Annotated in this window: 9 protein-coding genes; 6 read left to right on the plus strand and 3 right to left on the minus strand. The window is 50.7% G+C overall.

Translation table 11 applies throughout. The annotated features are described in order from the left end of the window. Together B5E53_RS15635 and metA are read left to right on the plus strand one after the other, a co-directional pair. The coding region (locus B5E53_RS15635; RefSeq protein ID WP_275532698.1) for a BRCT domain-containing protein at positions 1–376 on the plus strand (376 nt) is incomplete at its 5' end. Between the two features lie 19 nt (positions 377–395). Next, the gene (gene metA, locus B5E53_RS15640) at positions 396–1,325 is read left to right on the plus strand and encodes a homoserine O-succinyltransferase (protein WP_087316694.1); all 930 of its coding nucleotides are present in this window, start codon (positions 396–398) and stop codon (positions 1,323–1,325) included. A 334-nt stretch (positions 1,326–1,659) separates the two neighbouring features. On the opposite strand, the gene B5E53_RS15645 is transcribed toward metA, so the two are convergent. Continuing rightward, positions 1,660–2,238 (minus strand): N-acetylmuramoyl-L-alanine amidase, encoded by a 579-nt coding sequence (locus B5E53_RS15645; protein WP_087316696.1) that lies wholly within the window; start codon positions 2,236–2,238, stop codon positions 1,660–1,662. A gap of 225 nt (positions 2,239–2,463) precedes the next feature. Here B5E53_RS15645 and B5E53_RS15650 point away from each other — a divergent pair, with 225 nt between their 5' ends. After that, on the plus strand, positions 2,464–4,038 hold the full coding sequence (locus B5E53_RS15650; RefSeq protein ID WP_087316698.1) for a 5-bromo-4-chloroindolyl phosphate hydrolysis family protein: 1,575 nt from the start codon (positions 2,464–2,466) through the stop codon (positions 4,036–4,038). Between the two features lie 29 nt (positions 4,039–4,067). Then, on the plus strand, positions 4,068–5,219 hold the full coding sequence (locus B5E53_RS15655) for a toxic anion resistance protein (protein WP_087316718.1): 1,152 nt from the start codon (positions 4,068–4,070) through the stop codon (positions 5,217–5,219). 132 nt (positions 5,220–5,351) lie between these two features. Here the strand turns inward: B5E53_RS15655 and B5E53_RS15660 are convergent, their stop codons facing one another. Further along, entirely contained in the window at positions 5,352–6,239 is an 888-nt protein-coding gene (locus tag B5E53_RS15660; protein WP_162611943.1) for an SH3 domain-containing protein, read from the minus strand. A 242-nt stretch (positions 6,240–6,481) separates the two neighbouring features. Further along, entirely contained in the window at positions 6,482–9,490 is a 3,009-nt protein-coding gene (locus B5E53_RS15665; RefSeq protein WP_087316702.1) for a hypothetical protein, read from the minus strand. Positions 9,491–9,758: 268 nt separating this feature from the next. On the opposite strand from B5E53_RS15665, the gene B5E53_RS20180 reads away from it, so the two are divergent. Together B5E53_RS20180 and B5E53_RS15675 are read left to right on the plus strand one after the other, a co-directional pair. Next, entirely contained in the window at positions 9,759–11,582 is a 1,824-nt protein-coding gene (locus B5E53_RS20180; protein ID WP_087316704.1) for an HAD-IA family hydrolase, read from the plus strand. Positions 11,583–11,600: 18 nt separating this feature from the next. After that, positions 11,601–12,359, plus strand: coding sequence for a sigma-70 family RNA polymerase sigma factor (locus B5E53_RS15675; RefSeq protein WP_087316706.1), 759 nt, complete (start codon positions 11,601–11,603; stop codon positions 12,357–12,359). Positions 12,360–12,397: the final 38 nt, after the last annotated feature.

Here is a 12,397-nt window from a genome sequence, read left to right on the forward strand (position 1 = left end):
GGTGGAGATCGAGGGGATCGGCGAGGTCATCGCGGCCAGTGTCCGGGACTATTTTGACAATGAGCATAACCAGAAAACCGTCGGCCGGCTGCTTCAGTATCTGACTTTTGAGGAGATGCCGAAAGAGTCCGGGGACAGTCAGCCTCTGGCGGACAAGATTTTTGTGATCACCGGCTCCGTGACACATTTTAAGAACCGGAAAGAGCTCAAAGAGCGCATCGAGGATCTGGGAGGAAAGGTCACCGGTTCCGTATCGAAGAACACCAGCTATCTGATCAACAATGACAACCTTTCCAATTCGACAAAAAATAAAAAGGCAAAAGAACTGGAAATTCCGATTCTCACCGAAGAAGAATTTCTGGAAATGATAAAATGAAGGGAAGAGATGATACAATATGCCAATTAGAATTGACGCCGATTTACCGGCTAAAAAGATTTTGGAACATGAGAATATTTTTGTGATGGACTACGAGCGCTCCATGCGGCAGGATATCCGTCCGCTGCGCATCGTGATCATGAATCTCATGCCGACCAAGGAAGAGACGGAACTGCAGCTCCTCCGGAGCCTTGCCAACACGCCTCTGCAGGTCGACATCTCCTTTCTGAAAACCGAGATGCACAATGCAAAAAATGTGTCCGCCAACCATCTGGAGGCATTTTACACCACATTTTCTGAGATAAAAGAAGACTACTACGATGGTCTTATCATCACCGGCGCTCCGGTGGAGACACTGCCTTATGAGGAAGTGGATTACTGGCCGGAACTGGTGGCCGTGATGGAATGGTCAAAGACCCACGTTACTTCCACCTTCCATATCTGCTGGGCGGCCCAGGCCGGACTCTACTACCATTATGGCGTGCGTAAATACCTGCTGGATGAGAAAATCTTCGGCATCTTCAAACACCGGACCATCCACAGAAAGACTCCGCTGGTGCGGGGCTTCGACGACGTATTCAACGCGCCTCACTCCCGTCATTCCGGCATCATCCGGGAGGACGTGGAAAATAATCCTGCCCTCACCATTCTGGCAGACTCTGAGGAAGCAGGACCGTACATCATCATTGCCAAGGAAGGACGGCAGATCTTCGTCACCGGCCATCCGGAATACGACGTGGTCACCCTCGATCAGGAATACCGCCGCGACCTGGCAAAAGGCATGGACAACGTGCCGTTCCCGGTGAACTACTATAAAGATGACAACCCGGACTTAGGTCCGGTGAAATCCTGGCGCTGCCACGCCAACACCCTCTACACCAATTGGCTCAATTATTACGTCTACCAGATGACGCCGTACATCCGGGAAGAGATTAAGAATATGAAATAGAGAATACGGCTTAGATAAGCCATATTTTGAAGATGCGGGAAATCCCGTGTAAAGAGAAAAAATTGCAGAGTGAGCATAAGAGAATTGAATAGCAGCCGGCTCCGTCTTATAATAGATGGATGCCGGCTGTTGTTTTTGTGGGAAGATTTAATTTGACATAATATCCAGGCTCTTCGTTTTCAGGTTGTAAAATTAGAATTTCAAATTTTTTTCAGTAGAAATCAAAAACAACAGGCTGCCGCCAGGGTACACGTCATGACAGACACAGACATATTTTTTGGAGATATGCGGTGTTCGTCCGGGCGGGGTGCGGGCGGCGGCCTGTTTGGCTCTATCAGGAGAGGATCTGCGGCAGACCCAGATAGTTCAGAAGACCCACGTAGATGCCGTAGGCGAATTGGTAGGACTCCTGCTGCATGAGCTGGTTATCTTCGTAGTTGGTGATGTAGGCAAGCTCCACCAGAATGGCGGGCATGCGGGTGTTGCGCAGCACATAGAGGGAAGGGTTGGTGAAGACGCCGTTGTATTTGGTATTCAGGCGTCGCACGATCTCTGCCAGTACATCAAGGGCCAGATACCAGGCAGCGGAGTAGCTTTCCATCACGTAGACCTCGGAACCGTTGATATCCGGATTTTCGCTGGCGTTGGCGTGGATGCTGATAAAGTAGTCCGCCGGCCAGTTATTGGCCTGGGTGACCCGCTCCCGCAGGCTGCTGGTATTGTTGTAGCCTAAGGTGGTCTCGGGCGTGGGTCGGGAGAGCTTTGCCGTGAACCGGTAGTCTTCCGATAATATGTTATACAGATATTGTCCGACCTGATATGTGATATCCTGTTCGCGGATGCCGAACCCTTCGGCGCCGGCGTTGACCCCGGCCGGATTATGTCCCTGATCAATATAAATACGAATAGCCAATGAAAACAGCCTCATTCTTTTTTTTCAGTATATTCCGGGGAGACACAAAAGATGCGTAGAAAAAAATAGAGTTTCATGATACAATAGTCGTGCTTACGAGTGAAATGTTTATAAAATATAACTGTTCAGCCATGCACTCCGGATTTCACGTTCAACGTTGTTTTGCCCTGAATATCGCATGGCTGCACAGTTATTACAGAATAATAATGAAAAGAATGATGAAGAATGAGTAACAATAGATGGAGTAACCGGGCAGATAAAGAGAAAATGGAATATGATAACGGCGGCTATGGCGGTGAAAGAGACGGGGGTTCGGAGAACAGATATGATTCCCGGTCGGCCGGCAGCGATGCGGATGGGCATAGCAGGAGAGGAAAGAAAAGTTCTGCCGATGATCTGGCAGAATGGATTCAGGACATGGTGCAGGATGCGGTAGACTCGATGGATTTCAGTAATCTCAGTCAGAATATCCGCGATGCGGTGGATACGGCGAAAGATGCCGTGGGTTCGGCCCGGGAAACCATGGCGGAGCAGATGAAGGAAAAGTCCTGGAAATCCGGGAAAGCGGAGAGACAGCGCTATGGGAAGCATTATCGCTGGCCGGATGACAGCCGGGTGCAGCAGCCGGTGGAGAGCCGGCAGCCCCGGGAAAAAGGATGGCTTCGGAGGATTCCCGGCCGCTGGAGCGGTCCGGTGCGGACGGTGACAGGAGCCTGCGGGATGATCGTGTTCGGAGCCCTGAGTCTCGGATTCGGCCTGGCTGGGCTTGGATTTTCCATGACGAACGGCATTTTGTCCACGGCAACCATTGTGCTGGAAAGTGTTTTTATTCCTCTGACTGTCGTCAGCGGAGTGCTTTTTGGTACCGGAAGAGCGGCCGGAAGCCGCGTCCGCCGGCTGCGGGAATATGCCGGCCTGTGGGGTGAGAAGGGATTTATCATGCTGCAGGACTTAAAGAATGGGACCGGTTACGCCATGAAGCGGATCCAGAAGGATATCCGTTTCCTGTTGGACAATCGTCTCATTCCCTATGCCAGAATGGATGAGAATAAGACCTGCCTGATGCTCACCAGGGAAGCAGGAGAGCAGTATGATGCGGCGGTGCGCTCCAGGATAGAGAGGGAGCAGCGGGAAGCCCAACAGAAGGCCGGAGATCAGGCGGTGCCGGGAACTGCCGGAGACGGATGGAACGGCGGTGCCGGAGGGCAGAAGCCGGAACCATGGACAGCCGATGGACAGGTGGGACAAGATGGTTCGGCGCAGACGGATGGCAGTGGTCAGAACGCAGCGGCGCAGAAACGCCCTGAGGAGATGACGGAGGAAGAACGGAAAATGTACCGGCTGCAGCAGACCGGCGGCAGTTATCTGCAGGAGCTGCGGGAGAGAAAGGCGAGAATCCAGACGCCGGAGGTGTCGGAGAAGCTCGACCGCCTGGAACTTCTGCTCAGCAGGATTTTTGTGTGTATCAGGGAATATCCGGAGAACATTTCCCAGGCAGACCGGCTGCTGGAATATTATCTTCCGTCGGTGATGAAGCTGGTCCGTGTGTATGAGGATATGGAAAAACAGCCGATCCAGAGTGTGAATATCATAAAGACCCGCATGGAGATCGCCGAGTCTCTGGACACGGTGAATCAGGCGCTGGAAGCCATGTATGACGATATGTTCCAGGATGTGGCTATGGATATTTCCTCTGATATCAAAGTGCTGGAAACCATGCTGGCAAAGGATGGATGGGGAGCGCAGGAGCTGCGTTCGCAAAGAGAGCCTGAATCATCCATCTGGGATGAGCGAGGATGATGTCTGACAGCAGACAGAAAGGAGAAGCTATGGATATCGAACAGTTATTGAAGGAAGGTCCGTCCCTGACACTGAATCCGGAAGAAGAATTCAGCGATCTGGCGGTGGAGGAACCGAAGAAGGAAGAGGTGCAGGCAGAAGAGGCCTACGAAGAAGAAAAATATCTGACAGATGCCGAAAAGAAGCAGGTGGATGCCTTTGTAAAAGAAATTGAATTAAAGGATTCCGCTGCCATTCTTCAGTACGGCTCCGGTATTCAGAAGAAAATGTCTGATTTCTCAGAGGGGACGTTAAATAAGGTTCGCAATAAAGATCTGGGAGAGATTGGTGAACTTCTGAGCGGCGTAGTGACGGAACTGAAAGCGTTTGACGAAGAAGAAAGCAAGGGTGTATTTGGCTTTTTTAAGAAGAAAATGGCCAAGGCGGAGGCCCTGAAGCTGAAATATGACAAGGCGGAAGCCAGCATTGAAAAAGTATCAAAGACTCTGGAAGGACATCAGATGCAGCTTTTAAAAGACAGCGCTCTTCTGGATCAGCTCTATGATCTCAATAAAGTATATTTCCGGGAATTAAATATGTACATTCTCGCCGGCAAGAAAAAGCTCCGCCAGGTGATGGAGGAGGAGCTGCCCCAGGCCAGGGCCAGGGCAACCGCTTCCGGTATGCCGGAAGACGCTCAGGAGGTCAGCGATATAGAGGCCATGTGCAACCGCTTTGAAAAGAAAATCCATGATCTGGAACTTACCAGGATGGTTTCTCTGCAGATGGCGCCGCAGATCCGGATGATCCAGTCCAGCGATGCCATGATGGCGGAAAAAATACAATCCACTCTGGTCAATACCATCCCGCTCTGGAAGAGCCAGATGATCATTGCTCTGGGAGTGGAACATTCCAGACAGGCGTCGGAGGCCCAGCGGGAAGTATCGGATTTCACCAACTCTCTTCTTAAGAAGAACGCGGAGAAGCTGAAAACCGCCACCGTGGAAACGGCCAGAGAGAGCGAGAGAGGTATCGTCGATATGGAAACCCTCATTGCCACCAACGAGAATCTCATCTCCACCATTGATGAAGTCATGCGGATCCAGAGTGAGGGAAGAGAGAAACGCAGAGAGGCGGAAGTCCGTCTGACAGAGCTGGAAGATCAGCTGAAGAATAAGCTGCTGGAGACTTCTTACCGGTAAGAAGCCTCCGGGTTTCCTGAAGTAAAAAACGCATCCGTTATGTGAAGATTCCCTGTTACTGAATCATGAAATTCAGCAGCTGGGAATCCAAACATACAGGATGCGTTTTATGTATGATCAGATTCTACAGAACTAGTTAAAGATTCTTCTGATTGTGACAATGGAGCGGTAAGCTGCATTGCTGGAAATCTTAATACCGTCTTTCGGATTACTTGCATGGACGATCTTATTATTGCCCATGTAAAGAGCCACATGACCGTTGTAACAGATAATATCACCAGGTTTTGCTGCGCTTAAGCTGCTGACCTTGGTTCCACAACTTCTCATGGCACTGGAAGAGTGCGGAAGAGATTTACCAAAATGTCTGTAAACGCTCATGATATAACCGGAGCAGTCAGCACCGTTTGTCAGGCTTGTGCCGCCCCAACGGTAAGGATTGCCTACAAACTGTAATGCAAAGTTCACAACTTCTTCGCCTTTGGAATAAGGATTGGTGGCAGTGCCGCCGTCCTCCAGGGCGATTTTTTTGCCCTTTGTATATCCGGTAACGCCGTTGGCGGTAACTTTTACCCATTTGGAACCGGTGGTAAGAACAGTGAGCTTAGTGCCCTTGGTAACTTTGGTCAGGGCAGAAGAGCTTTTGCTTTTTCCGGCACGGATAACAAGCTTGCTGGCGCTTACGGTTCCACTTACCGCATTAGCGTCCGGGTCCGTAGCTGTTCCGGATTCTGTGGTAAGATATCTTCCCTGTGTATAGCCAACTTTTCCGTTTACACTGACTTTCACCCATTTTTTGCCGGTGGAGAGTACCTCAACCTTTTTGCCTTTCTTTAAAACTGCGATACGTTTGGCACTGGTGCTTTTTCTTGTACGGATATTAAGAATGCTTGAATTTACAGTGCCGATCGTGCTGGCGTCTACAGTTGCTATATTATTTCCTGCGGCTGGAAGAACGGCAAAATTTAAAACGAGTGCGGAAATTGCCAAACTGGTGCCCAGCCGTTTATATGTATTTGACATGTTCGTAACCTCCATCGTCAATAATAATTCCTTCATACTCTGTGGTGTTCTTTGGTAATTATAAAACGACAATGTGTGCGAAATGTGGCGTTTGTCACAGTTTTTAATAAATACGTAATAATAACCGATGAAATAATAAAAAAATGTTATGGAGTTATTATTTTGTTACAATTCTACACAACAATTTTGTATTTTTGGACATAATTATTATTAATAATTTCCAGAACAAACGGACTCCCTTTCTATTCGTAGATATCGATGTAGCTCTTCGGATTGAAAAAAGCGTCCTCATTGATCTGATAAATGCATCGTCCGGTATCAAAAGAGTCCGGTACTTCGCCTTTAAACAGATTCTCGCGAAACGGCGTTTCCCGGTAAAAAACAGTGTCCGGGCGCTGTTTGCCGTTGTCGCCCAGGACATAGCGGATGCGCTCGATATCTCCGTCAAACCACTTCTCCAGAAGCGGGATCAGCTGTTCCCGGAAAATACGGGCCAGGGAGATAAAAGGATCTTTGTCCGCTTCTCCCAGGAAAAATCCCTCTCCCAGCTGGAAGTCTGCGCCCAGGAAATAGGAAAGCCGCAGGTTGATGGTTTCCATGAGCCGCTCCAGCAGGATGCCTTCCACCCGGATACCCCGGAGGACGCTGGAATCCGGAGCAATGTGACGGATAAAGAAGTCATGGCTGATGGCTCCGAGAACGGTGTCCTCGCTGATATTGGAATCACAGGTGGCCACGATATACAAGTTGGACGGCAGTTTAAAGGTCTCTTTGGAATACTTCAGAGTGACGGCCGTCTCGCTTCCCGTGCCTTCCCGGCGGTTGTCACGTAAAAGGACAGCGGTCTCTCCGAACAGATGCATCCAGTTCACATCCACTTCTTCCATCATGACCACATACCGGCCGTCGGCACAGCGGTTGGCAAATTCCTTGAAGATACCATCCCGGATGGCCGGACCGTTTTTGGTCTCAATCCAGTTTTCGTATCCTTTTCCGTCAATATCCGGATAGGAAATGTGCATGATCCGTTTTTCTTCCACGTAATTCTTATAATGTTCCAGAATATCCGGCACCGGTTCGATCCGCATCATATTGGAATCTTTTCCCTCGATGATGCCCACAGCGGTCAGCATGGCCTCGTGGTATTTGGCAGTTTTCAGCGGGCCCCGGATCAGAGTATTCTTTGGATACAGATGAAAACTTTGGTCACTGCGGTCCGGATGGGTGGATACCGGAACCTTCTCTTCCCGGTACCAGTCCGGAAGAACGAGATTCCCCGCCGGATGGCCGCCGGATGGATGAGAACCGCCTGCCGGACGCCCGTTCCCCGGAGAACCGGCGGCAGTGCCGGAAGGGGAGCCGGATGTTCCCCGGGAAATACCGTCTCTTCCGGCCGGGCTGTTATTTCCCGGAGAACCGGAAGAAACAGTGCCGGAAAAACCGCCGTTAAGGCTGCCGTCGTCGGAGCGTCCGGCCGGTGAGGATGCCGGTGACGGATCATTTTCATAAGACTCATAGGCGGCAGTTGCCCCGGAAGTTCCGTTTGGGAAGGCTTCGTCATAACTGGCGTCAAAATTATCAGAGGAATCGTGGTCAGCGGTATCTTCGGATTCTGTCGGCACATCGTAGCCCTGCAGCACTTTAGTCACATATTCGGTGGTCGGAGATATGCCGCCCTGCTTGTATATGATATTAGGACCCGGCACTTCCCTGGCCGGCCGGTATTTTAATTTGCTGCCCAGGGCCGCTGCCAGAGGGTCTTCCTGCGGCATCTCCTCAGCAGCCGGATAATAGTTCTGACAGATATCAGTATAATAGGAAGCAAAAATTTCCGTGGCGGTGGACATCATACCGACGATATCCTCCTCCTTCATGGTCTTGAAGTCTTCATAAGAATAGAGGACGGAAGCCTTGATCTTCTGGCTGTCCTCGGTCAGGTCAAAACCTTCCGTGGCCATGTTCTCCACTTTAAACGGGGCGGAAGTCATGAGGGTGAGCATGCTGCATTTATCCTGAATGTCCAGCATCGCTTCCTCATTGTTACAGAACGGGAGATTCAGAGCAATCTCAATGTTCACTGCATCTTTGTCCGGCACCGTCAGAAAAGAAATCCCCGCATTGGTGTGGGCATAGTTTTCCATATATAATACGTCACAGAAAATGTAAGAAATCCGTCCCTCGGAAGGCTGCTGCCAGTCAGCCTTTCTGGCGTAGGTGAAGTTCGGGTATTCTTTGATCAGGGCGTCCGCCAGCATGTGGAAGGTGGCAACGCAGTCTTCGCCGTCCGCCCGCAGGGAGAGCGCCTGCTCGGAAGTATCCTCCGGGCTGTACGGGGTGCCGCCCTGTCTGGTGAGATAATCCGCCATGCGGACAAATCCGTTGGAGGCGTTCAGCTCCACGTAGGATTCATCTACCAGATGGGCGTACTCATGGTCGATAAAATCCACCAGTTCATTTAAAGTCATATAGCCGTAAATGGAATAAATGTACGCGTTGTAGTCAAAATTTTCCGGATCCGGACGCTCTCTGTCGCCCTCGAATTCTCCGGGAAAGGCCACCCGGTAATATTTGTAGATATCCCGCAGATAATTGAAGCGGTGTCCCCGCTCGTCAGCGTTGCAGATCTGGGTGATGGTGTTGACGTTGATATCCTGGCCGAACACCTTCTGGGCGCGGGTCTGAACCTCGTACTGCATGAGCAGAATCTCGTCGGCGGAAATACCCGGGTTCTGGTAATATTTCTCATATAAGAGTACGGCTGCCGCCACCCACACAGCGTCTTCCTGATTATAGCGGATCTGCAGACTGCGCTCCACATCGTTCATAAAGGCGTAATAGCGTTCTTCCTCCTCCGGCCACAGGGCGCCGATGACTTCCGTCAGTTCCGGATGCAGCTTCAGTTCCAGGGTTCCGGCGTCGGTATTTTTACCCCAGAAATACAAAAACCACCAGTATTCATTTCCGGAGAAATCCACCTCCGGTCTGATGTCATTGGCAGCTGCCAGCAGCTCTCCCATGGCGTTGACCTGAGAAAGGATATCTTCCTCTGTGGTCTTATTGTGAAAGGCCAGCTGCAAAAGAGTGGCAGCGTGATTATAGGAACTGTAGATCTGTTTTAACAGATGGATATCTTCTTCCGAAAGCTGTCCGGAGCTTAAAATGTTATTCCATTGTTCTTCTGTATAACGGCTTTTGGATTGATAGTCGCCGTCATATTCATAATCCCGTTGTCTCTGTTTGTCCGTAATCATATGTCCCCCTGCCCTTTCTGCTCGTCGTTTTCTATCAAAAGTGTAAAACGCCGGGCCTGCACACCCGGCTGGTTTCGTCATTTTTTCAATTCAGATATCATTATATTTTATTAAAGAACGGCTGTCAATTATCCGGTTCCGGTAAACTGGTTGTATTTTGCGGCTTTTTCTTTTATACTGTTCTATATATAAAAAGGAGGACCATGGACCGGCAGAAAAGCGGAGGCGTCATGACGGGACATGGATATTACAAAAAGGAGACAGGATAATGAAGCGTTACATATTTTTTGATCTGGACGGAACGCTGACGGACCCGATGATCGGCATCACTTCTTCGGTACAGTACGCGCTCTCAAAGTTTGGAATCTCGGTCCGATATCTAAAAGAACTGATCCCGTTCATAGGGCCGCCTCTGGCGCAGTCTTTCCGGGAATTCTACGGATTTTCCGAAGAGCAGGCGGAGGAAGCGGTAAGATATTACCGGGAATATTTTTCACCCAAAGGCATTTTTGAAAATGAGATCTATCCGGGTATCGCGCAGCTTCTGGTCACTTTGTACGAAGCGGGGTTTGAGCTGGCAGTGACTACATCTAAGCCGCGGGTATATGCGGAGCGGATCTTGAAACATTTTGGTATTGATGAATATTTTTCCCTGGTGGCCGGCAGCGAACTGGACGGGACAAGGGTGAATAAGAACGAAGTGATCCAGTACGCTCTGGATGCCTATGGTATTTCCGGGAATGACGCGCTGATGATCGGCGACCGGAAACATGATATGGAGGGGGCCGCCGCCTGCGGCGTGGAATCTGTAGGCGTGCTCTACGGCTACGGTTCCTGGGAGGAACTTACGGCAGCGGGAGCCGGACATCTGGTGGAAACGGTAAAAGAACTGCGGGAGTTTTTACTGGCGCAGGATACAGACAAAGAGGAGGAGGATACAACAATGGTACGATTCGGATTTATCGGCACGGGAAAGATCGCGGAGAATTTTTATCAGGCCAACCGTTTTATCAACGGATTTGAACTGACGGCAGTATATTCAAGAACTATGGAGAGGGCGAAAGAATTTGGTTTTCGCAAAGGCAGCCTGGCGTATTTTGACGATCTGGAGGAATTTGCGAAGAGCGATGCCTTTGACGCAGTCTATCTGGCAAGCCCGAACTGCTGTCATCACGACCAGGCCATCGCCATGATGCGGGCGGGAAAACATGTGCTCTGTGAGAAACCGCTGGCATCCAATTACGAGGAAGCAAAGGAAATGTTTGCGGTGGCTGAAAAAGAAGGCGTGATCTTAATGGAAGGCATGCGTTCCATCTATACGCCGGGATTTCAGAAGATGACAGAATATATGGAGACCCTCGGACATATCCGCCGGGCGACTCTCCAGTACTGCCAGTACTCTTCCCGGTATGATAATTTCAAAAGAGGCATCATCGAGAACGCCTTTAAGCCGGAACTTTCCAACGGGGCGCTTATGGATATCGGCGTGTACCCGGTGGCATGTATGATCCGCCTCTTCGGTGCGCCAAAGAGCGTGAAGGCCGCGGGCGTCCGGCTTAAGGGCGGCGTGGATGGAGAGGGAACCATCCTTATGGAATACGATGACATGATCGGCGAGGCCATCTATTCCAAGATCACCGACGCAGCCGTACCGAGCCAGATTCAGGGGGAAGAGGGCTCCATGATGGTGAGCGAGATCGAAAATGTAAAGGATCTCCGCATCCGCAGAAAGACTGTAACGCAGAGCATCCATTTTGAGCAGTCTGATAATACTTTGAATTATGAGGCGGCCGCCTTCATAAAAATGGTAAAGACAGGAACCGGATGGGAGGCCGCCAGAGATATCACCCTGGAGACCATGAAAGTGCTTGACGAGGCCAGACGTCAGATGGGAATCGTGTTCCCGGCAGATGAGAAGACAGCTGAGGCGGCAGCGGAGACCGCGCCGGAAGAAGATAAGGCATCTGCCGGAGAAGCGGAAGCCGCCATGCCGGAGGAGAAGACGGAACAAAAACCGGAACCAGCGGCTTCAACAGAAGAAGAGAAGAGTGCAGAGCCGGAGGAGAAAGAGGGAGAATCCCCGGCAGAATAAAGAAAAGGAGAATGATAAATGGGAGGACAGACAGAATTTTTGGATGCGGTGCGGGAGCTGGAACGGCTCGCCCAGACCAATAATAATCATCTGAATATGGAAGAAATCCGTTCCTATTTTTCAGATATGAATCTGAAAGACGAGCAGCTTGATTATATCTGCCGCTATCTGGAAAGCCACCGGATCTTTATCGAAGACCGGGTAAAGCGCGGGCAGAATGAGATCGCTGACGAGGATGTCACCACCAGGGAGGATCCGCTGGACGCCGATATGGTGAACATTTATATGGAAGAAATCGGTAAGGCCAGTCAGGTCAGCGAGGAACAGGAGGAGATGCTGGTGCGCAAGCTCATCAACGGAGACGAAAACGCCAGAAATCTTCTCATCGAGGCCAATCTGGCCTACGCCACCGCCCTGGCAAAAGAATACACGGGGCGGGGACTTCTGCTCAGCGACCTGATCCAGGAGTGCAACATCGGCCTGATGACGGCCGTCAATGAGTACGAGCCGCGGATGCATGGCAGTTTCCGGAAGTATAAAGAAAAGATCATCCGCCAGTATGTGGAGGATGTGATGGCGGAATACAACCAGTCCACCCGGTCTGCCATGAAGATGGCCACCCGGGTCAACGAACTGAATGACCTGGCCACCGCTTTTGCCAAGGAGTACGAGCGGGAGGCGAAGCCTTCGGAGCTGGCGGAGCGCATGGGCATCTCCGAGGAGGAAGTCCGGGAGCTGATGAAGGTGTCACTGGACGCCATCGCGGTGATCGAATAGTGGGTGCGGCGCAAAATCGTCTTTCCTGCGCAAATCAG

The organism is Eubacterium sp. An11, assembly GCF_002161065.1.
Taxonomy (GTDB): domain Bacteria; phylum Bacillota; class Clostridia; order Lachnospirales; family Lachnospiraceae; genus Anaerobutyricum; species Anaerobutyricum faecale.